Genomic DNA, 24,181 nt, shown 5'->3' with positions numbered 1-24,181 from the left:
GGATGCCTATGAACCCGAACTTTCTCGATTTCGAACAGCCGATTGCCGACCTGCAAGCCAAGATCGAAGGGCTGCGCCTGGTGGGTAACGACAACTCGCTGAACATCAGCGATGAAATTGCCCGTCTGCAAGACAAGAGCAACACCCTGACCGAAAGCATCTTCGGCAACCTGACCAGCTGGCAGATCGCCCGCCTGGCCCGTCACCCGCGTCGTCCTTACACCCTGGACTACCTCGAGCACATCTTCACCGAGTTCGAAGAGCTGCACGGTGACCGTCACTTCTCCGATGACGCCGCCATCGTTGGTGGTACTGCGCGTCTGGATGGCAAGCCGGTGATGGTCATCGGCCATCAGAAAGGTCGCGAAGTGCGTGAGAAGGTGCGCCGCAACTTCGGCATGCCGCGTCCGGAAGGCTACCGCAAGGCCTGCCGCCTGATGGAAATGGCCGAACGCTTCAAGATGCCGATCCTGACTTTCATCGACACCCCGGGTGCTTACCCAGGTATCGACGCTGAAGAGCGTAACCAGAGCGAAGCCATCGCCTGGAACCTGCGTGTCATGGCGCGCCTGAAAACGCCGATCATCGCCACCGTGATTGGTGAAGGTGGTTCCGGCGGCGCACTGGCCATTGGCGTGTGCGACCAGCTGAACATGCTGCAGTATTCCACCTACTCGGTGATTTCGCCGGAAGGCTGCGCTTCGATTCTGTGGAAGACCGCCGACCGTGCGGCCGACGCGGCCGAGGCCATGGGCGTCACCGCCGAGCGCCTGAAGAGCCTGAACATCGTCGACAAGGTCATCCAGGAGCCGCTCGGCGGCGCCCACCGTGACCCTGCAAAGATGTCCGAAAGCATCCGTGCCGACCTGGTCCAGCAGCTGGACATGCTCGGCAAGCTCGACAATGACGCACTGCTGGCGCGCCGTTACGAGCGCCTGATGAGCTACGGTCTCTGATCGACCCTGGGGCCGCCTTGCGGCCCAATCGCCGGCAAGCCGGCTCCCACAGGTATTTGCGGCGACGCGAACGTTGTGGGAGCCGGCTTGCCGGCGATTGGGACGCAAAGCGGCCCCGGCGATTTTTGAACGTGTGAGGCCCTCATGATCAACCTCACCCCCTGGCTCAACGCCCCCGCCTGGCACATCGCCTTCTCCGGCGGTCTCGACTCCACTGTCCTTCTGCACCTGCTGGCCGATTACGCCCGCCACCACGCAACGCCTCCGCTGCATGCCATCCACATCCATCACGGCTTGCAACCCGCCGCCGATTCCTGGCCAGCGCATTGCCGCAGCGTCTGTGAACGGCTGGGCATCGAGCTGACCATCATCCACGTCCAGGTCGCACCCGGTGCGAGCCTCGAACAGGCTGCTCGCGATGCCCGCTACACGGCATTCAAGCAAGTGCTTGGCCCTGGCGAAATCCTGTTTACCGGCCAGCATCGCGAAGACCAGGCCGAGACCCTGCTTTTCCGCCTGTTGCGCGGCGCCGGCCTGCGTGGCTTGGCCGCGATGCCCGAGCAGCGACCGTTGGGGCAGGGCTGCCTGGTCAGGCCGTTACTGGCCACATCGCGCCAGCAATTGCACGACTACGCCCAAGCCCACCGACTTGAATGGATCGAGGACCCCTCGAACACCGATACGGACTTCGACCGCAATTACCTGCGCGGCGAGGTGTTCCCCCTTTTGCAGCAACGTTGGCCGCAAGCCAGCGCGAACATGGCGCGCTGCGCCGAGCATCTGAGCGAGGCGCAGGGGTTGCTCGATGAGTTGGCTCAAGACGACTTGGCCAAGGCACAAGCCGGGGCAGTACTCCCTTGGCTTGCATTGGATTCACTCGATCTGGCCGCGCTCATCACGTTGTCGCCTGCGCGTCAGCGCAACGCGCTGCAGTATTGGCTCGGCCGACGAACCCGGCTGCCCGATAGCCGGCACTGGGCGGGGTGGGAAGGGTTGCGTGACGCGGCTGCGGATGCGCAGCCGATCTGGCGACTTGCCGATGGTCGGCTGATGCGCAGCCATGGCCGCATCTGGTGGTTGAGTGGCGATTGGCTGCAGATGCCTGGCGCCGGGCTCGCCTGGGCGGCTCCCGACAGCGCGTTGACGTTGCCGGGCAATGGCTGCGTTCGTCTGCTTGCAACAGAACCCGCAGACAATCTGCGCATCGCTTATCGTCAGGGCGGCGAGGTGCTGGACATTCCCGGCCGCGGGCGGCGCGACCTCAAGCGCCTGCTGAACGAGTTGCAGGTTCCGCATTTCGTGCGCCCACGCCTACCGCTGCTGTACCGTGGCGAGCGCTTGCTGGCGGTGGCCAACCTGCCCGAGCTGGCGCAGGCGGATTGCCAGCTTCACTGGCTACCTCCGACGAACGCACAAGGTTTGAGCTGAAGGGTACATTCGGGTAGACTACCCTCCCTTCTTGATACAGCTTCTGTGGGTTCCGCGAAAACACAGGAGTTGCCGATTACCAAGCAGTTTTTTGCTGGGCTGATTCTGGAAATGACGAGCGAGCTCCATGCCGGGGATACCCCTGGTCTGTACAGACGCGGCAGTTTTTCGAGATGCACTGTGATTGACGCAGGTGATCGGGGGCTTCGGCCTTCCTTCGCTTTCTCCGGCGGCGCTGGCCGCCTTAACGCAGACTTCTAGGGTTTTTCATGACGCGCTACATATTCGTCACGGGCGGTGTTGTTTCTTCATTGGGGAAAGGCATTGCCTCGGCTTCCCTGGCGGCCATCCTGGAAGCGCGGGGCCTGAAGGTCACCATGCTCAAGCTGGATCCGTACATCAACGTCGATCCTGGCACCATGAGCCCGTTCCAGCACGGTGAAGTATTCGTCACCCACGACGGCGCCGAGACTGACCTCGACCTGGGCCACTACGAGCGGTTCATCCGCACCACCATGACCCAGAACAACAACTTCACCACCGGCCGCATCTACGAGCACGTACTGCGCAAGGAGCGTCGTGGTGATTACCTGGGTGCGACCATCCAGGTCATCCCGCACATCACCGACGAAATCAAGCGTCGCATCATCAAGGGTGCCGGCGATGCCGACGTGGCCCTGGTGGAAATCGGCGGTACCGTCGGTGACATCGAGTCGCAGCCGTTCCTCGAGGCTATCCGCCAGCTGCGCGTCGAAGTGGGCTCCAAGCGCGCCATGCTGATGCACCTGACCCTGGTGCCGTACATCGCCACCGCTGGCGAGACCAAGACCAAGCCGACCCAGCACTCGGTCAAGGAGCTGCGCTCCATCGGCCTGCAGCCGGACGTGCTGATCTGCCGTTCCGACCACCCGGTCGATGCTTCGTCGCGCCGCAAGATCGCGCTGTTCACCAACGTTGAAGAGCGTGCGGTCATCTCTCTGGAAGACGTCGACACCATCTACAAGATCCCGGGCGTGCTGCACGCACAGGGTCTGGACGACTTCGTCGTCGAGCGTTTCGGCCTTCAGTGCAACAGCGCCGACCTGTCCGAATGGGACAAGGTTGTCGATGCCAAGCTGAACCCGGAAAAAGAAGTCACCATCGCCATGGTCGGCAAGTACATGGAGCTGCTGGACGCGTACAAGTCGCTGATCGAAGCGATGAGCCACGCCGGCATCACCAACCGCACCAAGGTCAACCTGCGCTACATCGACTCCGAAGACATCGAGAACCAAGGCACCAGCCTGCTGGAAGGCGCTGACGCCATCCTGGTTCCTGGCGGTTTCGGCCTGCGCGGCGTGGAAGGCAAGATCACCGCGGTACAATACGCCCGCGAAAACAAGGTGCCATACCTGGGTATCTGCCTGGGCATGCAGGTTGCCGTGATCGAGTTCGCCCGTAACGTTATGGGCTGGAAAGACGCCAACTCCACCGAGTTCGACCGTAACAGCGGTCACCCGGTGGTCGGCCTGATCACCGAGTGGGCCGATGCCACCGGCGCGGTCGAAACCCGTACCGAAGCCTCTGACCTGGGCGGCACCATGCGCCTGGGCGCACAGGACTGCCAACTGGCTGCCGGCTCCAAGGTGCACGACTGCTACGGCAAGGACATCATCACCGAGCGTCATCGCCACCGCTACGAGGTCAACAACAACCTGCTGCCGCAGCTGGTCGACGCCGGCCTGGTGGTTTCCGGTCGCTCCGAAGATGGCGCGCTGGTGGAAGTGGTCGAGTCCAAGGATCACCCATGGTTCGTGGCCTGCCAGTTCCACCCGGAGTTCACCTCCACCCCGCGCGACGGCCACCCGCTGTTCAGTGGTTTCGTCAAGGCAGCCCTGGCACAGAAGAACAAGGCCTGATCCATGACCCAGAAGATCATTCGCGTCGGTAACATCGAGATCGCCAACGACAAGCCGTTCGTTCTGTTCGGCGGCATGAACGTGCTCGAGTCTCGTGATCTGGCCCTGAAGGTCTGCGAAGAGTACGTGCGGGTGACCGAGAAGCTCGGTATCCCGTACGTGTTCAAGGCCAGCTTCGACAAGGCCAACCGTTCGTCGGTGACATCGTTCCGTGGCCCTGGCATGGAGGAAGGCCTGAAGATCTTCGAGGAGATCAAGCAGACCTTCAACGTGCCGGTGATCACCGACGTGCACGAGCCGTACCAGTGCGAACCGGTTGCCAAGGTATGTGACATCATCCAGCTGCCAGCCTTCCTGTCGCGCCAGACCGATCTGGTCGTGGCGATGGCCAAGACTGGCGCGGTGATCAACATCAAGAAGGCCCAGTTCCTCGCGCCGCAGGAAATGAAGCACATCCTCAACAAGTGCGTTGAGGCCGGCAACGACCAGCTCATTCTGTGCGAGCGTGGTTCGAGCTTCGGCTACAACAACCTGGTCGTGGACATGCTCGGCTTCGGCATCATGAAGCAGTTCGAGTACCCGGTGTTCTTCGACGTGACCCACGCCCTGCAGATGCCGGGTGGCCGCGCCGACTCCGCCGGTGGCCGTCGCGCCCAGGTCACCGACCTGGCCAAGGCCGGCATGAGCCAGGGCCTGGCGGGGCTGTTCCTCGAAGCCCACCCCGACCCGGACAACGCCAAGTGCGATGGTCCTTGCGCCCTGCGCCTGGACAAGCTGGAGCCGTTCCTGGCTCAGCTCAAGCAACTGGACGACCTGGTGAAAAGTTTTCCGACGGTAGAAACCGCGTAAAGCTCATTTCTCGGGTAAAGTACCGCCCGTTCTCTCCCTGACCGTTTGGTCAGGGAGCGCTTTCTCCCGGTCTGCCTGCTGTGCCCCACCGGGTGAAGTGCAAGGATTTCCTTAAGCTGCGTTGTTTTCGTCAATTCTGGAGTGCTTACAACAATGGCAAAGATCGTCGACATCAAAGGTCGTGAAGTTCTCGACTCGCGTGGCAACCCCACCGTGGAAGCCGATGTACTGCTCGACAACGGCATCATCGGCAGCGCTTGCGCGCCGTCCGGTGCTTCCACCGGCTCGCGCGAAGCGCTGGAGCTGCGTGATGGCGACAAGAGCCGTTACCTGGGCAAGGGCGTGCTGAAGGCCGTCGCCAACATCAACGGCCCGATCCGCGACCTGCTGCTGGGCAAGGACCCGGCTGACCAGAAGGCCCTGGACCGCGCCATGATCGAACTGGACGGTACCGAGAACAAGGCCAAGCTGGGCGCCAACGCCATCCTGGCTGTGTCCCTGGCTGCCGCCAAGGCCGCTGCCCAGGACCTGGACCTGCCGCTGTACGCGCACATCGCCAACCTGAACGGCACCCCAGGCCAGTACTCCATGCCGGTTCCGATGATGAACATCATCAACGGCGGCGAGCACGCCGACAACAACGTCGACATCCAGGAGTTCATGGTTCAGCCGGTTGGCGCCAAGACCTTCTCCGACGGCCTGCGCATGGGCACCGAGATCTTCCACCACCTCAAAGCCGTGCTCAAGGCCCGTGGCCTGAACACCGCTGTAGGTGACGAAGGCGGCTTCGCGCCGAACCTGGCTTCCAACGAAGACGCTCTGGCTGCTATCGCCGAAGCGGTCGAGAAGGCTGGCTACAAGCTGGGCACCGACGTGACCCTGGCACTGGACTGCGCGGCTTCCGAGTTCTACGAAGACGGCAAGTACAACCTGTCTGGCGAAGGCAAGTCGTTCGACGCCGAAGGCTTCGCCGAGTACCTGAAAGGCCTGACCGAGCGCTTCCCGATCATCTCGATCGAAGACGGCCTGGACGAGTCCGACTGGGCTGGCTGGAAAATCCTGACCGACAAGATCGGTGCCAAGGTTCAGCTGGTTGGCGACGACCTGTTTGTGACCAACACCAAGATCCTGAAAGAAGGTATCGAGAAGGGTATCGGTAACTCGATCCTGATCAAGTTCAACCAGATCGGTTCGCTGACCGAAACCCTGGAAGCCATCCAGATGGCCAAGGCGGCTGGTTACACCGCGGTCATTTCGCACCGTTCCGGTGAAACCGAAGATTCGACCATCGCCGACCTGGCCGTTGGTACCGCTGCTGGTCAGATCAAGACCGGTTCGCTGTGCCGTTCCGACCGCGTTTCGAAGTACAACCAACTGCTGCGTATCGAAGAGCAACTGGGCGCCAAAGCGGTTTACCGTGGCCGTGCCGAGTTTCGCGGTTAAGCAAGAGATGGTAAAAAGACAGCAGCCGAGGCTGTCGGACCTTTCCTACTGAAAGTTCTGACGCTTCCAACGGGTTTCTGTCGACGAAGCCTGGCCTCGGCCAGGCTTCGTGCTATTCGGAGCCCGTGTGCGGCGTCTTTTTAACCCTGGATACCTTGATGCGCAGTCCCTATTGGTTGTTCCTCGTCCTGCTCCTGCTGCTCGGTGGCCTGCAATACCGCCTCTGGGTTGGTAATGGCAGCCTGGCGCAAGTGGCCGAGCTCAAGCAGCAGATCGCCGAGCAGCACGCAGAGAACGAGCGATTGCTCGAGCGTAACCGCGTGCTCGACGCGGAGGTCCTGGAGTTGAAGAAAGGTATGGAGACCGTCGAAGAACGGGCTCGTCATGAATTGGGAATGGTCAAAGAGGGCGAAACCCTCTTCCAGCTGCCGCAAAAATGACTGATACGCTACCGGCCTTCTGGGCCGTGATTCCTGCTGCGGGTGTGGGTGCCCGCATGGCTGCCGACCGTCCCAAGCAGTACTTGGAACTGGCCGGGCAGACGATTCTCGAGCTTAGCCTCGACTGTTTTCTTGGCCATCCGACGCTCAAGGGTGTGGTGGTAAGCATTGCTACCGATGACCCTTACTGGCCGAACCTGCGCTGCGCCAGCGATTCGCGCATCCAGCGCGCGGCGGGTGGGCGCGAGCGCGCCGACTCGGTGCTGAACGCTTTGTTGTTGCTGCATGCCCAGGGGGCGGCGGACGACGATTGGGTGCTGGTGCATGATGCGGCGCGGCCGAACCTGGCGCGTTCCGATCTGGACCGCCTGTTGTCTGAGTTGGCTGATGACCCTGTAGGTGGTTTGTTGGCGGTGCCGGCGCGTGACACGCTCAAGCGGGCCGATGCCAATGGTCGCGTCAGCGCTACCGTGGATCGCAGCACCATCTGGCAGGCCTATACGCCGCAGATGTTTCGCCTTGGGGTGTTGCATCGGGCTTTAGCCGAGTGCCTTGTTTCCGATGTGGTGGTGACTGATGAGGCGTCCGCCATTGAGTGGTCTGGTCAGGCGCCGCGGTTGATCGAGGGGCGTAGTGACAATATCAAGGTGACTCGCCCGGAAGATCTGGAGTGGTTGCGTCAGCGCTGGTCAAGCAGAATCTAACTGCTCTCGCTCTCGCTCTCGCTCTCGCTCTGCTTTTGCTTCTAGCGCGCGATAGTTCAGACGCAGCAAATTGCGACTTCAGGAGGCCGAGTGGAGGTCTTGCGGAGGGAGGTGACGGGCATGGATGCCCGTCAAGCGCTGCGGCCCAGGATGGGCCGTACAGCGCGGTCCTCCTGGGAGCAAGACCGGAGCGAGGGGACCCCGGAGCGTAGCGTAGGGGCCGGATGTAGGAGCGAGCGGTTTTTGCCTACTTTTGCCCAAGAGCAAAAGTAGGTCGCCGTAAAGGCGAAAAGGTGAATAAGCGCCTCCATGGCAAATGGATATTCACGCTGTTTAAATGCCGCCGCTTGGTTTTTAGTTTTTAGTTTTTTAGTTTAGTGGGTTTTAAAGCTTGTGAGAATATCCATTTGCCAAGGTGACGCCTAATCACCTTTCCGCTCTTACAGCGGGTCACTTTTTGGCAAACGCCCCAAAAAGTAACCAAAAAAGGCTGGCTCCTACATCCGGCCCCTACGCTTCGCTCCGGGGTTCCCTCGCTCCGGTCTTGCTCCCGGGAGGACCGCGCTGTACGGCCCATCCTGGGCCGCAGCGCTTGACGGGCATCCATGCCCGTCACCTCCCTCCGCAAGACCTCCACTCGGCCTCCTGAAGTCGCAATTGGTGGTGTCTGGTCTATCGCGCGCTTAGAAGCTAAAACAGAGCAAAGAGCAAAGAGCAAAGAGCAAAGAGCAAAGAGCAAAGAGCAAAGAGCAAAGAGCAAAGAGCAAAGAGCAAAGAGCAAAGAGCAAAGAGCAAAGAGCAAAGAGCAAAGAGCAAGACAGGGTCTGTAAGTAAGTGGAATGGTGTCTAGCGATATTCCGGTAGTTGCGAAAGCCCGGCTTTCAAGAAATCTACAAGCCGCCTCACCTTCGGAGAAAGATGTCGCTGCTGCGGATACAACGCCCAAACCGCTGTATTAGGCGGCTGATGCGCCTCCAACAGTGAGACCAACGCCCCGCTCTTAAGATGTTCCAGCACGTAATAATCCGGCAACTGGCACAACCCCATCCCCTGTAGCGCAGCATCCAGCACCGCCTGGCCACTGTTGCACCGCCAATTCCCCTGCACCCGCTGGCTGATTTCCCGACCATCCTGCTGCAGCGCCCAAAGGTCTGAGCTGCCGATCAGGCAGTTGTGCCGCGCCAACTCCGACAGGCTATGCGGTCGACCATAACGCTCCAGATAAGCCGGCGAAGCACACAGGTACATGCGCCGTGGCGCCAGGCGAGCGGCGACCAGTCGCGAGTCCTGAAGACGCCCCAGCCGAATCGCCAGGTCCATTCCCTCGTGCACCAGGTCCAGCGTCCGATTGCTCAGCTCCACCTCGACCCGCAATTGCGGATACAACGCCATGAAGCGGGTGACCAACGGCACGATAAAGCGCTCGCCGTAGGCCACCGCACAAGTCATGCGCAACAACCCTTTCGGTTCGCTGGCCAGGTCACCCATGGCTCGCAACGCTTCCTCGCGGCCGTCCTGCAAGCGCTGACAGTGCTGCAGGAATGTCTGGCCTGCTTCGCTCAACGTCACTCGGCGGGTACTGCGATACAGCAGGCGCGTCTGCAGGCGCTCTTCCAGACGGGCGATTTGCCGGCTGATGTGCGACGACGACACCCCCAGCCGTTCCGCCGCCGCGGTGAACTGGCCTGACTCGGCCACGGCGACGAACTCGTCGATGCCTTCCCAGCGACTGCTCATTGATTATCCCTGTACAGCAATAATGTTTTGTCTTTGCCTGGATTATTAATCAAATAGGCCTGAATTACACTGAGAAGCTGAATCGACACCTCGTCAGGAGACCTATGATGATCAAGTCCCGTGCTGCTGTAGCCTTCGAAGCCAAGAAACCCCTGGAAATCGTCGAAGTCGACGTGGCCATGCCCAAGGCGGGCGAAGTGTTGCTGCGCGTAGTCGCCAGCGGTGTCTGCCACACCGACGCCTATACCCTGTCCGGTGCCGACCCGGAAGGCATCTTCCCGTCGATCCTCGGCCATGAAGGCGGCGCGATCGTCGAGGCCATCGGCGAGGGTGTCACCTCGGTGGCCGTCGGTGACCATGTCATCCCGCTGTACACCCCCGAGTGCGGCCAGTGCAAATTCTGCCGCTCCGGCAAGACCAACCTGTGCCAGGCCATCCGTGCCACCCAGGGCAAGGGCCTGATGCCTGACGGCACCACCCGCTTCTCGTACAAAGGCCAGCAACTGTTCCACTACATGGGAACCTCGACCTTCTCCGAGTACACCGTGCTGCCGGAAATTTCCGTAGCCAAGATCCAGAAAGAAGCTCCGCTGGAAAAGGTCTGCCTGCTGGGCTGTGGCGTCACCACCGGTATCGGTGCTGTGCTCAACACCGCCAAGGTCAAGCCAGGTGACACCGTGGCCATCTTCGGCTTGGGCGGCATCGGTCTTTCGGCGGTCATTGGTGCAGTCAAGGCCAAGGCTTCGCGCATCATCGCCATCGACATCAATCCGGCCAAGTTCGAAATCGCCCGCCAGTTGGGTGCAACCGACTGCGTCAACCCGAAAGATTACGATCGCCCGATCCAGGAAGTAATCGTCGACCTCACCGATGGTGGTGTGGACTTCTCGTTCGAATGCATCGGTAACGTGCAGTTGATGCGTGCGGCCCTGGAGTGCTGCCACAAGGGCTGGGGCGAGTCGGTCATCATCGGTGTGGCTGGCGCAGGCCAGGAAATCGCCACCCGTCCGTTCCAGCTGGTGACCGGTCGCGTCTGGCGCGGTTCGGCGTTCGGCGGCGTGCGCGGTCGCAGCGAGCTGCCAAGCTACGTCGAAATGTCCGAAAAAGGCGAGATCCCGCTGGATACCTTCATCACTCACACCATGGGTCTGGAGGACATCAACAAGGCCTTCGACCTGATGCATGAAGGCAAGAGCATCCGCAGCGTGATCCACTTCTGAGGTCAGTCATGAGCCTGGATAACATCTCCTGCCAGAAAAGCTTCGGCGGCTGGCACAAGCGTTACCGGCATCACTCCAAGGTGCTGGGCTGTGACATGGTGTTCGCCGTGTACCTGCCGCCGCAGGCTGAACAAGGCGAGAAGCTGCCGGTGCTCTACTGGCTGAGCGGCCTGACCTGCACCGATGAGAACTTCATGCAAAAGGCCGGCGCCCAGCGCCTGGCCGCCGAGCTTGGCCTGATCATCGTCGCCCCGGACACCAGTCCGCGTGGCGAGCAGGTGCCCGGCGACCCCGATGGCGCCTGGGACTTCGGCCTCGGTGCTGGCTTCTACCTCAATGCCACCCAGCAACCTTGGGCCAAGCACTACCGTATGCATGATTACGTGGTCGAGGAGTTGCCGGCGCTGATCGAGGCGCATTTCCCAGCCTCCGACCAGCGCAGCATCAGCGGCCACTCCATGGGTGGGCACGGTGCCTTGGTCTGCGCATTGCGCAACCCGGGGCGCTACCGCTCGGTATCGGCGTTTTCGCCCATCAGCAATCCAATGGATTGCCCGTGGGGCGAGAAGGCCTTCAGCCGTTACCTGGGTGACGACCGTGCACGCTGGCGCGAGTGGGATGCCAGTGTGCTGCTGGCCGAGACGCCGTCCGGTGAGTGTCCGCCTTTGCTGGTGGACCAGGGCGACCGGGATGACTTCCTCGAGAAGCAGCTCAAACCTGAGGCACTGGAGCAGTCGGCGCGCAAGGGGGGGCATGAGCTGACCTTGCGGCTGCAGCCGGGCTATGACCATAGCTACTACTTCATCGCCAGCTTCATCGATGAACACCTGCGCCATCACGCACTGGCGTTGGGACGGGCGTAGCAGCGGTGTTGGCCTGATCGCCGGCAAGCCGGCTCCTACAGGTACTGCGGTGATCTCAAGGTCGTCGGAGTCCATGTGGGAGTCGGCTTGCCGGCGATCGGGCGCGTAGCGGCCGCAATACCCAGCCTAATCGCCAGTAAAGCAGGTAGAATCACGCCCTGACTCAAACAGGGCGTTTTTCTATGCGTATTGGCCACGGCTACGATGTGCACCGTTTTTGCGACGGTGATTTCATTACCCTGGGCGGGGTGCGTATCCCCCACAAATACGGCCTGCTGGCCCATTCCGACGGTGACGTGCTGCTGCACGCGCTGAGCGATGCCTTGCTTGGCGCGGCAGCGCTGGGTGACATCGGCAAGCATTTCCCCGACACCGACCCTCAATTCAAGGGCGCCGACAGCCGCGCTCTGCTGCGCCATGTGGTCGGCATCGTGCTGGCCAAGGGCTGGAAAGTCGGCAATGTCGACGCCACCATCGTGGCCCAGGCACCGAAAATGGCGCCGCACATTGAAACCATGCGCCTGCTGATCGCCGAGGACCTGCAAGTCGAACTCGACCAGGTCAACGTCAAGGCCACCACCACCGAAAAATTGGGCTTCACCGGCCGTGAGGAGGGTATCGCCGTGCATTCGGTTGCCCTGTTGCTGCCAGCATGATCGAACAAGACCTGCTCGGCCCGCGTGCATCGGGCCAATCTCTGGGCACCGCAGTGCTCAAGGCGGTAGCCGAAGACTTCCAGGTGGACGAAGTGCTGGACATCCCGCTGTCCGGTCAGGGCGAGCACCTGTGGCTATGGGTTGAAAAGCGTGACCTCAATACCGAAGAGGCTGCCCGTCGCCTGGCACGCGCGGCCGGCGTGCCGGTTCGTGCCATCAGCTATGCCGGCCTCAAGGACCGTCAGGCGCTGACACGCCAGTGGTTCAGCCTGCACCTGCCGGGCAAGGCCGACCCTGACCTGTCCCGCGCCGAAGACGACACGCTGCGTGTGCTCAAGCAGGTACGCCACCAGCGCAAGTTGCAGCGTGGTGCCCATTCCGCCAACGGCTTCACCTTGCGTCTGACTGCACTGGCGGCAGACCACCAGGCGCTGGATGCAAGGCTGGAGCAGCTCAAGCAGCAAGGCGTACCCAACTACTTCGGCACGCAACGTTTTGGTCACGGCGGCGGCAATGTGCATGACGCCCAGGACTGGGCGCAACGCAAGGCGCTACCGGAACAGCGCAATGTGCGCTCTCGGCTGCTGTCGGCGGCGCGCAGTTACGTCTTCAACCAAGTGCTGGCGGCCCGTGTTGCCGATGGCAGTTGGCAGCGTGCGCAGGTTGGCGATCTGTTGGCGTTCACCGACAGCCGTAGTTTCTTTCCGGCAGGCGAGCAGGAATGTTCCGATCCTCGACTGGCCATTCTCGACTTGCATCCTACCGGCCCTATGTGGGGTGAAGGCCCGTCGCCCGCCGCGGGCGCGACCTCTGAATTGGAGTCGGCTATCGCCGGGCAGCACATGGCACTTTGCCAATGGCTGGCACAAGCGGGAATGAGTCACGAACGACGTATCCTGCGGCTCCCTATTGGCGGCTTGTCGTGGCATTATCCCGAGCCTGATATCCTGCAACTGGAATTCGTCCTTCCGGCCGGATGCTTCGCCACCGTGGTGGTGCGCGAAATCGTCGATCTGGTGCCGGGAGGGCAGACGGACAGCCCATGCGTATTCTGATTTCAAATGATGACGGTGTTACCGCCCCGGGCATTGCTGCGCTGCATGCTGCGCTGGCGGATTACGCCGAGTGTGTGGTGATCGCCCCGGAGCAAGACAAGAGCGGCGCCAGCAGCTCGCTGACGCTCGACCGGCCATTGCACCCGCAAACCCTGGCCAATGGCTTCATCAGCCTCAACGGCACGCCAACCGACTGTGTGCACCTTGGGTTGAACGGGTTGCTGCCGCAAACACCAGACATGGTCGTTTCCGGTATCAACCTGGGCGCCAACCTGGGGGACGACGTGCTGTACTCCGGCACGGTTGCCGCAGCGCTCGAAGGCCGCTTCCTCGGCGGGACGTCGCTGGCGTTTTCGCTGCTGTCGCGCCAGACCGACAACCTGCCGGCTGCGGCGTACATCGCACGTCGGCTGGTGGAGGCACAGTCGCGCCTCGAGCTGCCACCTCGCACGGTGCTCAACATCAATATTCCCAACTTGCCGCTGGAGCATATCCGTGGCATTCAGCTCACCCGTCTCGGTCATCGGGCGCGGGCGGCTGCGCCTACCAAGGTGGTGAACCCTCGTGGCAAGGAAGGCTACTGGATTGCCGTGGCTGGCGATGCCGAGGATGGCGGGCCGGGTACCGACTTCCATGCGGTGATGCAAGGCTACGTGTCGATTACGCCACTGCAGTTGGACCGTACCTTCAACGATGCCTTCGAGCGCTTCGATGGCTGGCTGGAGGGCGTACTCTGATGCGCGAACACGACGATCTGCTGCGCCGCGGCATCGGCATGACTTCCCAGCGTACCCGGGAACGGCTGATCCAGCGTCTGTGCGAGGAAGGCGTATCGAACACCAAGGTGCTCGACGCCATCCGTCGTACGCCGCGCCACCTGTTCGTCGATGAGGCCTTGGCACATCGCGCCTATGAAGACACTGCGTTGCCGATCGGGCACAACCAGACGATCTCGCAGCCGTTCATGGTGGCGCACATGAGTGAGCTGCTGCTGGAGGCTGGCCCACTGGACAAAGTGCTGGAGATTGGCACTGGGTCGGGTTATCAGACGGCGATTCTGGCCCAGTTGGTCGAGCGGGTGTTTTCGGTGGAGCGGATCAAGGTTCTGCAGGACCGCGCCAAAGAGCGCCTGGTCGAGCTCAACCTGCGCAACGTGGTATTTCGCTGGGGCGATGGCTGCGAAGGCTGGCAGGCCTTGGCGCCCTACAATGGCATCATCGTCACTGCCGTGGCGCCGGAAGTCCCGCAGGCGCTGCTCGATCAATTGGCGCCTGGCGGTCGCATGGTGATACCCGTGGGCCCGGCAGGCGAGGTGCAGCAACTGATGCTGATCGTCCGTGAAGAGCATGGTTTCTCCCGCCGCGTACTGGGGGCGGTGCGCTTCGTGCCTCTGCTGAATGGCCCGTTGGCCTGAGCCGTACGGAATATTTGCGCGGGCGTCGAATTCTTGCCGTAGCGCCCTGTCTATCTGCGGTGCGGCCGAGTTGCATCTCAGGCTGTGCTGAGCCCTCCCAAGGCGGACGGGCTCAGTTATAATTGCAACAATATTGCATTTCATTTCGTCTTATCGTTTACGGCACCATGAGGGGAGCGCGGGTGGGTCACACAGTCGTTCAGCAGCGCAGGGATCGGTCGGGTTTGAAGCTTCTGGTGATCGCACTGGCCATGGGCAGCCTGCTGACCGGGTGTTCGAGCACCGGCTCGAGCGGCGCACGGGTGGTCGACCGCAACACCACGGCACCCAAGCGACCGGCGGTGACCTCGGGCCAGTACATCGTCAAGCCCGGCGATACGCTGTTCTCCATCGCTTTCCGCTACGGCTGGGACTACAAGGAGCTGGCGGCACGTAACGGCATCTCGGCGCCCTATACCATCCGTCCCGGCCAGGCGATACGTTTCAGCAGCGGCTCCAGCAGCAGTACCACCGTGGTTTCCAACCCATCGTCTTCGAGCAAGACAACGGTGATTCGCCGCCCCGTTGGCAGCACCGCCACGCCGCCTGCCAGCAGTAGCAAACCGGCGACCTCAACGCCCGCAACTCCGGCGCCGGTAGTCACTACCGTGCCTGCCGCAGAGCGCGCCGTGGGCGGTTGGACCTGGCCGGCGAACGGTGTCTTGATTGGTAAATTTGCTTCAAACGGTAGTTTGAATAAAGGCATTGATATCGCCGGTGATTTGGGACAGCCTGTTTTTGCTGCAGCTGATGGTTCGGTGGTCTACGCCGGCAGTGGCTTGAGGGGCTACGGCGAGCTGATCATCATCAAGCACAGCGATACCTACGTCAGTGCCTACGGTCACAACCGCAGGCTTTTGGTTCGGGAGGGGCAGCAGGTCAAGGCAGGGCAGTCGATTGCTGAAATGGGGTCCACGGGCACTGATCGGGTGAAGCTGCATTTCGAGATTCGCCGCCAGGGCAAACCCGTCGATCCTCTCCAGTTCCTGCCACGCCGTTGATCGTTGTACCCGGCCTGTTCCTGTGATGTAGAGGGGACAGGCTCCAGCGCTGCCAGGGAAACAGGTGCCGCTCGAGTCTGAGTTCGAACTCAGCAAAGGACTATAACAATGGCTCTCAATAAAGAAGCGCCGGAGTTTGACATCGACGATGACGTCCTCCTGATGGAGACGGGCATCGTTTTGGAAACGGATGTGGTGTCAGACGAACCTGCTGTACCTTCGGTTCGGACCAGGGCCAAATCAGGCTCTACGCTCAAGCAACACAAGTACATCGATTACAGCCGGGCGCTCGATGCCACCCAGCTGTATCTGAACGAGATAGGATTCTCGCCTCTGCTTTCGCCAGAAGAGGAAGTGCACTTTGCGCGCCTGTCGCAAAAGGGCGATCCCGCTGGCCGTAAACGCATGATCGAAAGCAACCTGCGCTTGGTTGTGAAGATCGCCCGTCGCTATGTCAATCGTGGGCTGTCGCTGCTCGACCTGATCGAGGAGGGCAACCTGGGGCTGATTCGCGCGGTCGAGAAGTTCGACCCTGAGCGCGGATTCCGCTTCTCGACTTACGCGACCTGGTGGATTCGCCAGACCATCGAGCGGGCGATCATGAACCAGACCCGCACCATTCGCCTGCCGATCCACGTGGTCAAGGAGCTCAACGTCTACCTGCGCGCCGCGCGGGAGCTGACCCAGAAGCTTGACCACGAACCGTCACCCGAAGAAATCGCCACCCTGCTGGAGAAGCCGGTTGCCGAGGTCAAGCGCATGCTCGGCCTCAACGAACGGGTTTCCTCGGTGGACGTTTCCCTCGGGCCGGATTCGGACAAGACCCTGCTCGATACGCTGACCGATGATCGGCCAACCGATCCGTGCGAGCTGCTGCAGGATGACGACCTGTCGCAGAGCATCGATCAGTGGTTGGGCGAGCTTACCGACAAGCAGCGTGAGGTGGTGGTACGCCGCTTTGGTCTGCGTGGTCATGAGAGCAGCACCCTGGAAGATGTGGGTCTGGAGATCGGCCTGACCCGTGAGCGTGTGCGGCAGATCCAGGTGGAGGGGCTCAAGCGTCTGCGCGAGATCCTTGAGAAGAACGGCCTATCCAGCGAGTCGTTGTTCCAGTAGCCAAGGCTGCATTGCAAAACGCCCCGATGACCTCGGGGCGTTTTTGTTTGACTTGTGGGGCCTGATCGCTCGCAGACGGGACTCCCACTGGTATGGGAGATGCCATCTGTGGGAGCTGGCTTGCCAGAGATTGGGCTGCTGCGCAGCCCCTGCCAGCACACGCACTGCAAAAGGCCCTGTCCAAGCAATATGTACCGCGCTAGCCCAGTAACATCACGTGTAAGCCTTTGCTTACTTGTTTTGTAAGCTATCTATGGAAGTCTCAGTAAATTAATGTCGTTTCCAGCGCCTGCCTTTTTCTAACTCCTTGAAAAACATAGTTTATTCGGCTGTGAGGAAATGTGTCCCCCGCAATATCTTGTGAGGTTTCGCGGTTGCTCGCCCGGCTCAAATCGCTAGTATTCGAACTGTGCACAGGGACATGCACAGGCTTTCAGGATGAAGGCCAGGGACATCGCAAGAAGCGATTTCATCAGGATGATGTTTGGGACAAGCAGGGACTACGGAAAAAATGTGGGCGGGTCAAACCGCCCCTTTTTTTGCCTGCTGAAAATGAAAAAAGGCCCTTTCGGGCCTTTTTCTTGTCTGGCTGCGATCAACGCTCCAGATCGGCAATCTTGCCGGTTTTGCCATCCCACTCTTCAGCGTCTGGCAGGGCGTCCTTACGCTCGGTGATATTGGGCCAAATCTCTGCCAGCTCGGCGTTCAGCTCGATGAAGTTTTCCATGCCCGCGGGAATCTCGTCTTCCGAGAAAATCGCTTGCGCAGGGCACTCAGGCTCGCACAGAGCGCAGTCGATGCACTCGTCCGGGTGAATGACCAGGAAGTTCGGGCCTTCGTAGAAGCAGTCCACCGGACAGACTTCCACGCAGTCGGTGTATTTGCATTTGATGCAGTTGTCGGTGACGACGAAGGTCATTTCTAGTTCTCTCCTCAGGCGACGGCGGCGGCCCTTCCTCTCGGGGCCGCGCGGTTTGCGGGTGTTTGGCTGCAGGCCAGGCTAATAACCTGCAGCACCAGCAAACCGCGGCGGATTCTACCAGCTTGTTGTGGGCGCCGTTATAACAGGTTCTTTAGTTGATATAGCGTTTCGATAGCTTGGCGAGGCGTCATCTCGTCCAGGTCCAGCTTGCCCAGCTTCTCGATGGCTGGGTGTGGCAGGCTGGCAAACAGATCGCTCTGGTGCGGAACGTGCGGTTCGTCCTTGGCTTTCTTCACCACTGGCGGCTCGTGGGGCAGGCTTGCGGTTTCCAGACGCCCCAGGTGTTCGCGGGCGCGCTGGATGACCGGGCCTGGTACGCCAGCCAGTTGCGCAACGGCCAGGCCGTAGCTTTGGCTGGCCGGGCCGGGCAGCACATGGTGCAGGAAGACGATGCGCTCGTTGTGCTCGGTGGCGTTCAGGTGCACGTTGGCCACCAAAGGCTCGCTTTCCGGCAGCACGGTCAGTTCGAAGTAGTGTGTGGCGAACAGGGTGTAGGCACGCAGTTGCGCCAAGCGCTCGGCAGCTGCCCAGGCCAGCGACAGGCCGTCGAAGGTGCTGGTGCCGCGGCCGACTTCGTCCATCAGCACCAGGCTGCGGTCGGTGGCATTGTGCAGAATGTTCGCGGTTTCGCTCATCTCGACCATGAATGTCGAGCGGCCACCGGCCAGGTCATCGCTGGAGCCGATACGGGTGAAAATGCGGTCGACCAGCGACAGCTCGCAACGCGCTGCAGGCACGAAGCTGCCGATGTGCGCCATCAGCACGATCAGTGCGGTCTGGCGCATGTAGGTGGATTTACCACCCATGTTCGGGCCGGTGATGATCAGCATGCGGGTGCTGTTGTCCAGGCTCAGGTCATTGGCCACGAACGGTGTGGTCAGCACCTGCTCGACCACTGGGTGACGGCCCTGGTCGATGCGCAGGCAAGGCTCGTCGACGAAGCTTGGGCAGTTGAGGTCAAGGTTGAGCGCACGCTCGGCGAGGTTGCTCAGCACATCCAGTTCGGCCAGCGCTGCGGCGCTGTCTTGCAGCGGTGCCAAGTGGCCGATCAGGGTTTCGAGCAGGGCGTCGTAAAGCATCTTCTCGCGGGCGAGGGCGCGGCTCTTGGCCGACAGCGCCTTGTCCTCGAAGGCCTTGAGCTCCGGAGTGATGAAGCGCTCTGCGCCCTTGAGAGTCTGGCGGCGGATGTAGTCGCCCGGGGCCTGCTCGGCCTGCTTGGTCGGCAACTCGATGTAGTAGCCATGCACGCGGTTGTAGCCGACCTTCAGGTTGGCCAGGCCGGTGCGCGCCTTCTCGCGGGCTTCGAGGTCGATGAGGAACTGGCCGGCGTTCTCGCTTATTGCCAGCAGCTCGTCCAGCTCGTTGTCGTAGCCGGTCTTGAGCACGCCGCCGTCGCGGATGACCGCTGGCGGGTTGTCGATGATCGCACGCTCCAGCAGGCTCGCCAGCTCCGGGTAGGTGCCGGTGATGACAGCCAGGCGCGCCAGATGCGGCGCTTCCAGCTCGGCCATGGCGTTTTGCAGCTCGGGCAGGGCACCGAGGGCATCGCGCAGCCGTGCCAGGTCGCGTGGGCGGGCGTTACGCAAGCCGATACGGGCAAGAATCCGCTCGATATCGCCAATTTCCTTCAGCTGCGGCTGCAGCTTTTCGAAGCGGTAGCCGTCAAGCAGGCAGCGGATCGAGTCCTGGCGTGCCTGCAGCACCTTGAGGTCGCGCAGGGGGCGGTTCAGCCAGCGGGTCAGCAGGCGGCTGGCCATGGCGGTCTGGCAGCGGTCGATCACCGACTGCAGGGTGTTGTCACGCCCACCTGCCAGGTTGATGTCCAGCTCCAGGTTGCGGCGGCTGGCGCCGTCGAGGATCACCGTGTCATCCATGCGCTCGTGACGCAGGCTGCGCAGGTGGGGCAGGGTGGTGCGCTGGGTTTCCTTGGCGTAGGTCAGCAGGCAGCCGGCCGCGCCGATGGCCAGGGTCAGTTTGTCGCAGCCGAACCCTTTGAGGTCCTTGGTCGCGAACTGCTGGCACAGGCTCTTGCGTGCCGACTCCCGGTCGAAGTCCCACGGTGCACGGCGTCGGGCGCCTGGGCGTTTCTCCGCTGGCAGGCCCTGTGGCCAGTCATCGGGGAACAGCAACTCAACCGGGTTGATGCGTTCGAGCTCGGCCAGCAGGTTCTCCCAGCCCTTGATTTCCTGGACGGTGAAGTTGCCGCTGGTGATATCCAGCACCGCCAGGCCGAACAGGCGCTCGTCACCCAGCAGGGCGGCGATCAGGTTGTCGCGGCGCTCGTCGAGCAGGGCCTCGTCACTGACGGTGCCGGGGGTGATGATCCGCACTACTTGGCGCTCGACCGGGCCCTTGCTGGTGGCTGGGTCGCCGATCTGCTCGCAGATCACTACCGACTCGCCGAGCTTGACCAGCTTGGCCAGGTAGCCCTCGGCCGAGTGGAAGGGAATCCCGCACATGGGGATCGACTGGCCCGCCGACTGACCACGCGCGGTCAGGGTGATATCCAGCAGTTTTGCGGCTTTTTTCGCGTCTTCGTAGAAGATCTCGTAAAAGTCGCCCATGCGGTAGAACATCAGCTGGTCCGGGTGCTGGTTTTTCAGCTTCCAGTACTGCTGCATCATCGGGGTGTGTGCGGAAAGATCAGACATTCAGGGCCTTACAGCGGGGTGATCTGGTTGGCGATTGTGAAACGGGCAATGGTACAGGCTTTTTCTTCGAGATGCAGGCGCGCCCTGATGTTGGCGAAGGGCTTTGGGGTCCCGTTCGGCGCGCACGGGTGCTAGGGTTGTGGCCAGTCTTGTCGAGGAACCCTTCATGGACCCAATTACCACGCTTTCCACACGCCTGGGCGAGCACCTGCGACGCTTCGGCGCTCAGGTCACCACTGCCGAGTCCTGCACCGGCGGCGGCATTGCCGAGGCCATCACCCGTGTGCCGGGCAGTTCGGCCTGGTTCGAGGCGGGCTACGTGACTTATTCCAATGCCCAGAAAACCCGTCAGTTGGATGTGCCCGAAGCCTTGTTCACCCAGGTTGGTGCCGTCAGCCGGGAAGTGGTCGAAGCCATGGTTCGTGGTGCGCAGGCTGCCAGCGGGGCGCGCTTCGCGGTCGCGGTCAGCGGCGTTGCCGGGCCTGATGGGGGTTCCGTCGCCAAGCCGGTGGGTACCGTTTGGTTGGCCTGGGCCGATGGCGAGCATGTGCGCAGCGAGCACCGACACTTCGATGGCGACCGTGAAGCGGTGCGCCGACAAACGGTGATCGCCGCGTTAGACGGCTTGTTACAGCTTGGCGGCGACTAAATCGACGACAGGGGTTTGCTCAAGCGAATCCCTGTGGAATAATACTGGCTACTTATACAGTTATTCGGGCCGTCAGGGCCGGTCGATCACGTGAGGATTTCAATGGACGACAACAAGAAGCGCGCCTTGGCTGCGGCCCTGGGTCAAATCGAACGCCAATTCGGCAAGGGCGCGGTCATGCGTATGGGCGACCATGAGCGTCAGGCCATCCCCGCTATCTCCACCGGCTCCCTGGGTCTGGACATCGCCCTTGGCATCGGCGGCCTGCCAAAAGGCCGTATCGTCGAAATCTACGGTCCGGAATCGTCGGGTAAGACTACCCTGACCCTGTCGGTCATCGCCGAAGCCCAGAAGAACGGCGCCACCTGCGCCTTCGTCGACGCCGAACACGCCCTTGACCCTGAATACGCTGGCAAGCTGGGCGTCAATGTCGACGACCTGCTGGTCTCGCAGCCGGACACCGGCGAACAGGCTCTGGAAATCACCGACATGCTGGTGCGCTCCAATGCCGTTGACGTGATCATCGTCGACTCCGTTGCAGCCCTGGTACCGAAGGCTGAAATCGAAGGCGAAATGGGCGACATGCACGTGGGCTTGCAAGCCCGCCTGATGTCCCAGGCCCTGCGTAAAATTACCGGTAACATCAAGAATGCCAACTGCCTGGTCATCTTCATCAACCAGATCCGTATGAAGATCGGTGTGATGTTCGGTAGCCCGGAAACCACCACGGGTGGTAACGCCCTGAAGTTCTACGCTTCTGTGCGCCTGGACATCCGTCGTACTGGCGCGGTCAAGGAAGGCGATGAGGTGGTCGGTAGCGAAACCCGCGTCAAGATCGTCAAGAACAAGGTCTCGCCTCCATTCCGTCAGGCCGAATTCCAGATCCTTTACGGCAAGGGTATCTACCGCAACGGTGAAATCATCGACCTGGGCGTTTCCCAAGGCCTGGTGGAAAAATCCGGTGCCTGGTACAGCTACCAGGGCAACAAGATTGGCCAGGGCAAGGCTAACGCCGCCAAGTTCCTGCAAGAGAACCCGGCCGTTGGCGCCGAGATCGAGAAGCTGATTCGCGAGAAACTGCTGAATGCAGGTGCTGTTGCCGCCGCTGGCAAGGCCGCGGCCGCTGAAGCCGATGCCGACGATATGGCTGACGCCGACGCCGGTTATTGATTGGCCCTATGTCCGTCGTACTCGACACTCCCGTCGCCGTTCGGCGGACAGCCATGGACCTGCTCGCGCGTCGCGAGCACGGTCGTGTCGAGCTGACGCGCAAGCTGCGTCAGCGCGGCGCACCGGATGAACTGATCGAGCCTGCACTCGATCGACTCGCTGAAGAGGGGCTGCTCAGTGAAGCCCGCTATCTCGAAAGTTTCATCCGATACCGTTCCAACTCTGGTTATGGCCCCGCACGTATTCGTGAGGAGCTAGGCCAGCGTGGCTTGGACCGCAGCGACATCGACCAGGCACTGCGCGATAGCGAAGTGAATTGGTCGGAGCGATTGCAGGATGTCTGGCAGCGCAAGTTTGCCGGGCAACTACCCCACGACCCTCGCAGCCGTGCACAGCAGACCCGATTTCTTGCCTACCGTGGTTTCTCCATGGAGATGATCGGCCGACTGCTGAGCGGACGCGGGTTGGACGATTACTGAGCAACTGTCTTGTGCTGCCTGTACCGGCCTCATCGCCGCGGTTCGTCGCCACGGCAAGCCGGCTCCTACAGGTAATGCGTTGATATCGAGGTCGACGCGGTCCATGTGGGAGCCGGCTTGCCGGCGATGACGCCCATTGCCACAACACATCACCAAATTTTTCAGCTTACCTTCAAGGCCTCCCTGGCCCGTTGGGTCGTGTGCATCGGCTCAGGCTTGGCCCAGTTTTCCGGCAGATTGATAAAGTCCACCAGCTCGCGCAGGCGGCCCTGGTCGCGGCCGTTGAAGGCGAAGCTCAGCCGCGTCAAATGGCTGAATTTGCCTGGCTCGTGTTCAGTACCACTGTCGGGATGTTGGTGATACTTGCCACTCAGGCGCAGATCGGCGAACCCCTCCTGGATTTCATACAGCGCGGCATCGCTCAGCGCATGATGCATGCGAATCACGAACTGATTCTTCAGCCAGCGGCTGGAGTGGTAGTTGCTGTAGAACTGGTTGATTTCTTCCACCGCTTCGTCGGCAGAGTGGACAAGCCGGAGTAGCTTCAGGTCGCTGGGCAGAATGTAGCGGTTCTCTTCCAGCTGGCGACTAAAGAAGTCCAGGGCATCGTGCCAGAAACTGCCACCTGGCGAGTCAAGCAGCACCACCGGAACCAGTGGGCTCTTTCCGGTCTGGATCAAGGTCAGCACTTCAAGTGCTTCATCCAGCGTACCGAAGCCACCTGGGCACAGCACCAGGGCGTCGGCTTCCTTGACGAAGAACAGTTTGCGAATGAAGAAGAAGTGGAATGGCAGCAGCTTGTCGGTGCCGCCCACTGTGGCGTTGGCGTGCTGCTCGAACGGGAGGGTGATGTTGAAGCCCAGGCTGTGTTCACTGCCAGCGCCCTCGTGGGCTGCGGCCATGATGCCGCCTCCCGCGCCGGTGATGACCATCATGTCGGAACGGGCCAAGGTAGCACCGAGCTCGCGAGCCAGCGCGTACATCGGGTGTTCCAGCGGTGTGCGGGCCGAGCCGAACACCGTGACCTTGCGGCGGCCTTTGTAGTGTTGAAGGGTACGGAAGGAATGGTCCAGTTCGCGCAGGGCTTGCAGGGTGATCTTGGCGCTCCAGCGATCAGTGTCATCGTGGGCCATGCGCAGGACGGTCAACATCATGTCGCGATACAAGGGCATGTTGGGGCTGTCGGGGGCGACCAGTTGCAGTTGTTCGTCGATCTTGTTCAGGTCGATGCCGCTGTCCCTGAAGTGTTTGGACAAGAGCTCGTTCGGTTGGTAAGGCATTCAACGTCTCCTTCTGCAGCAAAACCCCTGACCGGGCCGATGGCGTGGCTCGGTCGCGACACTGCGTGTGTCGCTGGCTGCTGTGGCTCGAGTGTGCATCCCGAGCATTGCAGTAGGCCTTCAAGGCCGTGGTGCAGTGGCAATCAATCCA

The 24,181-nt window shown here is 61.4% G+C and carries 23 protein-coding genes; 19 read left to right on the top strand and 4 right to left on the bottom strand.

The genetic code is table 11. From position 1 onward, the window contains the following. The first annotated feature begins 8 nt into the window (after positions 1–8). The 8 genes from PspTeo4_RS16360 (at position 9) to PspTeo4_RS16325 (ending at position 8,548) form a co-directional block, all read left to right on the top strand. On the top strand, positions 9–956 hold the full coding sequence (locus tag PspTeo4_RS16360) for an acetyl-CoA carboxylase carboxyl transferase subunit alpha (RefSeq protein WP_322364765.1): 948 nt from the start codon (positions 9–11) through the stop codon (positions 954–956). Between the two features lie 144 nt (positions 957–1,100). Beyond that, positions 1,101–2,384, top strand: coding sequence for a tRNA lysidine(34) synthetase TilS (gene tilS, locus PspTeo4_RS16355; RefSeq protein WP_322364764.1), 1,284 nt, complete (start codon positions 1,101–1,103; stop codon positions 2,382–2,384). A 269-nt stretch (positions 2,385–2,653) separates the two neighbouring features. Further along, entirely contained in the window at positions 2,654–4,282 is a 1,629-nt protein-coding gene (locus tag PspTeo4_RS16350) for a CTP synthase (RefSeq protein WP_322364763.1), read from the top strand. Positions 4,283–4,285: 3 nt separating this feature from the next. Continuing rightward, a complete protein-coding gene (gene kdsA, locus PspTeo4_RS16345) occupies positions 4,286–5,131 on the top strand; it encodes a 3-deoxy-8-phosphooctulonate synthase (protein WP_322364762.1) in 846 nt (281 codons plus the stop codon). A gap of 153 nt (positions 5,132–5,284) precedes the next feature. Beyond that, positions 5,285–6,574 carry a phosphopyruvate hydratase gene (eno, locus tag PspTeo4_RS16340; protein ID WP_322364761.1) on the top strand — a complete coding sequence of 430 codons (1,290 nt, stop codon included), beginning with the start codon at positions 5,285–5,287 and terminating at the stop codon, positions 6,572–6,574. Between the two features lie 158 nt (positions 6,575–6,732). Continuing rightward, a complete protein-coding gene (gene ftsB, locus PspTeo4_RS16335; protein WP_023381955.1) occupies positions 6,733–7,014 on the top strand; it encodes a cell division protein FtsB in 282 nt (93 codons plus the stop codon). Continuing rightward, complete coding sequence (gene ispD / locus PspTeo4_RS16330; protein ID WP_322364760.1) at positions 7,011–7,718, top strand: 2-C-methyl-D-erythritol 4-phosphate cytidylyltransferase; 708 nt, start codon at positions 7,011–7,013, stop codon at positions 7,716–7,718. The genes ftsB and ispD overlap by 4 nt, the downstream gene beginning before the upstream one ends. A 605-nt stretch (positions 7,719–8,323) precedes the next feature. Next, complete coding sequence (locus PspTeo4_RS16325; RefSeq protein ID WP_322364759.1) at positions 8,324–8,548, top strand: hypothetical protein; 225 nt, start codon at positions 8,324–8,326, stop codon at positions 8,546–8,548. Positions 8,549–8,564: 16 nt separating this feature from the next. Here PspTeo4_RS16325 and PspTeo4_RS16320 read toward each other — a convergent pair whose 3' ends face one another. Further along, positions 8,565–9,455, bottom strand: coding sequence for a LysR substrate-binding domain-containing protein (locus PspTeo4_RS16320; protein ID WP_322364758.1), 891 nt, complete (start codon positions 9,453–9,455; stop codon positions 8,565–8,567). A 107-nt stretch (positions 9,456–9,562) separates the two neighbouring features. On the opposite strand from PspTeo4_RS16320, the gene PspTeo4_RS16315 reads away from it, so the two are divergent. The 8 genes from PspTeo4_RS16315 (at position 9,563) to rpoS (ending at position 16,819) form a co-directional block, all read left to right on the top strand. After that, positions 9,563–10,675 (top strand): S-(hydroxymethyl)glutathione dehydrogenase/class III alcohol dehydrogenase, encoded by a 1,113-nt coding sequence (locus PspTeo4_RS16315; protein WP_213657989.1) that lies wholly within the window; start codon positions 9,563–9,565, stop codon positions 10,673–10,675. A gap of 8 nt (positions 10,676–10,683) precedes the next feature. Next, entirely contained in the window at positions 10,684–11,538 is an 855-nt protein-coding gene (gene fghA / locus PspTeo4_RS16310; protein ID WP_322364757.1) for an S-formylglutathione hydrolase, read from the top strand. A 182-nt stretch (positions 11,539–11,720) separates the two neighbouring features. After that, positions 11,721–12,194: a 2-C-methyl-D-erythritol 2,4-cyclodiphosphate synthase gene (gene ispF, locus PspTeo4_RS16305; protein ID WP_322364756.1), complete on the top strand. Its 474-nt coding sequence runs from the start codon at positions 11,721–11,723 to the stop codon at positions 12,192–12,194. Beyond that, positions 12,191–13,249, top strand: a complete 1,059-nt coding sequence (truD, locus tag PspTeo4_RS16300; RefSeq protein WP_322364755.1) for a tRNA pseudouridine(13) synthase TruD — start codon at positions 12,191–12,193, stop codon at positions 13,247–13,249. Before ispF ends, truD begins: the two co-directional genes overlap by 4 nt. Next, entirely contained in the window at positions 13,237–13,986 is a 750-nt protein-coding gene (surE, locus tag PspTeo4_RS16295; protein WP_322364754.1) for a 5'/3'-nucleotidase SurE, read from the top strand. Before truD ends, surE begins: the two co-directional genes overlap by 13 nt. 38 nt (positions 13,987–14,024) lie before the next feature. Beyond that, positions 14,025–14,663, top strand: coding sequence for a protein-L-isoaspartate(D-aspartate) O-methyltransferase (locus PspTeo4_RS16290; RefSeq protein ID WP_322364884.1), 639 nt, complete (start codon positions 14,025–14,027; stop codon positions 14,661–14,663). 182 nt (positions 14,664–14,845) lie between these two features. Continuing rightward, the gene (locus PspTeo4_RS16285) at positions 14,846–15,703 is read left to right on the top strand and encodes a peptidoglycan DD-metalloendopeptidase family protein (protein ID WP_322364883.1); all 858 of its coding nucleotides are present in this window, start codon (positions 14,846–14,848) and stop codon (positions 15,701–15,703) included. A gap of 108 nt (positions 15,704–15,811) precedes the next feature. After that, positions 15,812–16,819: an RNA polymerase sigma factor RpoS gene (rpoS, locus tag PspTeo4_RS16280; protein WP_012315872.1), complete on the top strand. Its 1,008-nt coding sequence runs from the start codon at positions 15,812–15,814 to the stop codon at positions 16,817–16,819. 595 nt (positions 16,820–17,414) lie between these two features. Here rpoS and fdxA read toward each other — a convergent pair. Together fdxA and mutS are read right to left on the bottom strand one after the other, a co-directional pair. Then, positions 17,415–17,738 carry a ferredoxin FdxA gene (gene fdxA / locus PspTeo4_RS16275; protein WP_051097441.1) on the bottom strand — a complete coding sequence of 108 codons (324 nt, stop codon included), beginning with the start codon at positions 17,736–17,738 and terminating at the stop codon, positions 17,415–17,417. A gap of 140 nt (positions 17,739–17,878) precedes the next feature. Then, positions 17,879–20,452 carry a DNA mismatch repair protein MutS gene (mutS, locus tag PspTeo4_RS16270; RefSeq protein ID WP_322364753.1) on the bottom strand — a complete coding sequence of 858 codons (2,574 nt, stop codon included), beginning with the start codon at positions 20,450–20,452 and terminating at the stop codon, positions 17,879–17,881. Between the two features lie 166 nt (positions 20,453–20,618). On the opposite strand from mutS, the gene PspTeo4_RS16265 reads away from it, so the two are divergent. From PspTeo4_RS16265 to recX, 3 genes are all read left to right on the top strand, one after another. Beyond that, the gene (locus PspTeo4_RS16265; protein WP_322364752.1) at positions 20,619–21,101 is read left to right on the top strand and encodes a nicotinamide-nucleotide amidohydrolase family protein; all 483 of its coding nucleotides are present in this window, start codon (positions 20,619–20,621) and stop codon (positions 21,099–21,101) included. 102 nt (positions 21,102–21,203) lie between these two features. Beyond that, positions 21,204–22,271 (top strand): recombinase RecA, encoded by a 1,068-nt coding sequence (gene recA / locus PspTeo4_RS16260; RefSeq protein ID WP_322364751.1) that lies wholly within the window; start codon positions 21,204–21,206, stop codon positions 22,269–22,271. A gap of 8 nt (positions 22,272–22,279) precedes the next feature. Then, positions 22,280–22,750: a recombination regulator RecX gene (gene recX / locus PspTeo4_RS16255; RefSeq protein WP_322364750.1), complete on the top strand. Its 471-nt coding sequence runs from the start codon at positions 22,280–22,282 to the stop codon at positions 22,748–22,750. Positions 22,751–22,911: 161 nt separating this feature from the next. On the opposite strand, the gene PspTeo4_RS16250 is transcribed toward recX, so the two are convergent. Further along, positions 22,912–24,030: an LOG family protein gene (locus PspTeo4_RS16250; RefSeq protein ID WP_322364749.1), complete on the bottom strand. Its 1,119-nt coding sequence runs from the start codon at positions 24,028–24,030 to the stop codon at positions 22,912–22,914. Positions 24,031–24,181 lie beyond the last annotated feature (151 nt).

The sequence above is a fragment of the Pseudomonas sp. Teo4 genome (genome assembly GCF_034387475.1).
Lineage (GTDB): Bacteria > Pseudomonadota > Gammaproteobacteria > Pseudomonadales > Pseudomonadaceae > Aquipseudomonas.
This window is presented reverse-complemented; position numbering and strand designations above follow the sequence as displayed.

Bases quoted from the DNA above. Each gene is read 5' to 3' on its own strand.
- PspTeo4_RS16360 (WP_322364765.1), top strand. From the start codon at position 9: ATGAACCCGAACTTTCTCGATTTCGAACAGCCGATTGCCGACCTGCAA.
- tilS (WP_322364764.1), top strand. From the start codon at position 1,101: ATGATCAACCTCACCCCCTGGCTCAACGCCCCCGCCTGGCACATCGCC.
- PspTeo4_RS16350 (WP_322364763.1), top strand. From the start codon at position 2,654: ATGACGCGCTACATATTCGTCACGGGCGGTGTTGTTTCTTCATTGGGG.
- kdsA (WP_322364762.1), top strand. From the start codon at position 4,286: ATGACCCAGAAGATCATTCGCGTCGGTAACATCGAGATCGCCAACGAC.
- eno (WP_322364761.1), top strand. From the start codon at position 5,285: ATGGCAAAGATCGTCGACATCAAAGGTCGTGAAGTTCTCGACTCGCGT.
- ftsB (WP_023381955.1), top strand. From the start codon at position 6,733: ATGCGCAGTCCCTATTGGTTGTTCCTCGTCCTGCTCCTGCTGCTCGGT.
- ispD (WP_322364760.1), top strand. From the start codon at position 7,011: ATGACTGATACGCTACCGGCCTTCTGGGCCGTGATTCCTGCTGCGGGT.
- PspTeo4_RS16325 (WP_322364759.1), top strand. From the start codon at position 8,324: ATGCCCGTCACCTCCCTCCGCAAGACCTCCACTCGGCCTCCTGAAGTC.
- PspTeo4_RS16320 (WP_322364758.1), bottom strand. From the start codon at position 9,455: ATGAGCAGTCGCTGGGAAGGCATCGACGAGTTCGTCGCCGTGGCCGAG.
- PspTeo4_RS16315 (WP_213657989.1), top strand. From the start codon at position 9,563: ATGATCAAGTCCCGTGCTGCTGTAGCCTTCGAAGCCAAGAAACCCCTG.
- fghA (WP_322364757.1), top strand. From the start codon at position 10,684: ATGAGCCTGGATAACATCTCCTGCCAGAAAAGCTTCGGCGGCTGGCAC.
- ispF (WP_322364756.1), top strand. From the start codon at position 11,721: ATGCGTATTGGCCACGGCTACGATGTGCACCGTTTTTGCGACGGTGAT.
- truD (WP_322364755.1), top strand. From the start codon at position 12,191: ATGATCGAACAAGACCTGCTCGGCCCGCGTGCATCGGGCCAATCTCTG.
- surE (WP_322364754.1), top strand. From the start codon at position 13,237: ATGCGTATTCTGATTTCAAATGATGACGGTGTTACCGCCCCGGGCATT.
- PspTeo4_RS16290 (WP_322364884.1), top strand. From the start codon at position 14,025: ATGACTTCCCAGCGTACCCGGGAACGGCTGATCCAGCGTCTGTGCGAG.
- rpoS (WP_012315872.1), top strand. From the start codon at position 15,812: ATGGCTCTCAATAAAGAAGCGCCGGAGTTTGACATCGACGATGACGTC.
- fdxA (WP_051097441.1), bottom strand. From the start codon at position 17,738: ATGACCTTCGTCGTCACCGACAACTGCATCAAATGCAAATACACCGAC.
- mutS (WP_322364753.1), bottom strand. From the start codon at position 20,452: ATGTCTGATCTTTCCGCACACACCCCGATGATGCAGCAGTACTGGAAG.
- PspTeo4_RS16265 (WP_322364752.1), top strand. From the start codon at position 20,619: ATGGACCCAATTACCACGCTTTCCACACGCCTGGGCGAGCACCTGCGA.
- recA (WP_322364751.1), top strand. From the start codon at position 21,204: ATGGACGACAACAAGAAGCGCGCCTTGGCTGCGGCCCTGGGTCAAATC.
- recX (WP_322364750.1), top strand. From the start codon at position 22,280: ATGTCCGTCGTACTCGACACTCCCGTCGCCGTTCGGCGGACAGCCATG.
- PspTeo4_RS16250 (WP_322364749.1), bottom strand. From the start codon at position 24,030: ATGCCTTACCAACCGAACGAGCTCTTGTCCAAACACTTCAGGGACAGC.